This is a genomic window from Mesorhizobium sp. L2C084A000 (genome assembly GCF_000502875.1).
In the GTDB taxonomy this organism is placed as follows: Bacteria; Pseudomonadota; Alphaproteobacteria; order Rhizobiales; family Rhizobiaceae; genus Mesorhizobium.
Window position 1 is genome coordinate 1 of record NZ_AYWX01000045.1, and the last position, 897, is coordinate 897.

At 69.6% G+C, this 897-nt stretch carries 1 pseudogene; it reads right to left on the minus strand.

The window, feature by feature from the left end:
* Positions 1 to 897: pseudogene (locus X735_RS135865) on the minus strand (LysM peptidoglycan-binding domain-containing protein); the annotation flags it as partial.

Below are 897 nucleotides of genomic sequence, written 5' to 3' on the forward strand. Positions count from 1 at the left end.
GCGGCCGGCTTGGGCTGAACGGGCTTCGGCGCCGAGGGTGCCACGGCGGCGACCGCTTCGCCGGGCTCGCGCTCGAACGGCACGGCTGCGCGGGCCACAACTGTCACACCGTCGGTATCGAGGCCGTCGACACGAATTGTGTAGCTGCCGACCGGAATGTCGCGCGTCGCCTCGACCAGGAAATGACCGTCCGTCGAAGTTTGCGCATCACCGAGCAGGATATCGTTGGCATAGGCGCGCACCTTGCGGCCGGCATCGGCGAGACCGGCGACAAAGATCTTGCTGCCGTCGATCTCGACCGCCTCGACGACGATCTTGGGCTCGGTCACGCCTGCAGCGGGCGGCGTCGCCGGCGCTGCAGGAGCCGGTGCTGCTTCTACCACGGCAGGAGCCGGTGCTGCTTCTACGACGGCTGGTGCCGGGGCGGCTGGTGCCGGAGCAGTTGCGGGCGCTTCGGCTGCGGGAGCAGCCGGCGCGGCGGCCGGAGCAGCCGGCTTTGTTTCGGGCGCCGGAACGGTGAGCAGTTCGGCCGGTTTGCCCGGCTCCTCGACCATTGCCAGCACCTGGCCGGCGGCATCCTTGGGAACCGAAACGACAGCGGTCTGCACCGAAGGGGTGACGACATCGCCCGTGGTCGCGCGCAGTGCGATTGTATAGTCGCCGGGCTTCAGCGGATCGTCCAGCACGATGACAAATGCGCCATCGGGACCGGCAACCGTCGAGCCAAGCACGGTCGTGCCGTTGAGGATCTCGACCCTTGCGTTGGGCGCTGCATTGCCGGCAACGACGATCGAGCCATTGCCCTCGACGCGCACGACGTCAAAGGACGGTGCGACGGGACCGGCCGCAGCCGGCGCCGCCGCGGCCGGTGCCGTTGCCTGGGGCACCGCGGCGGGA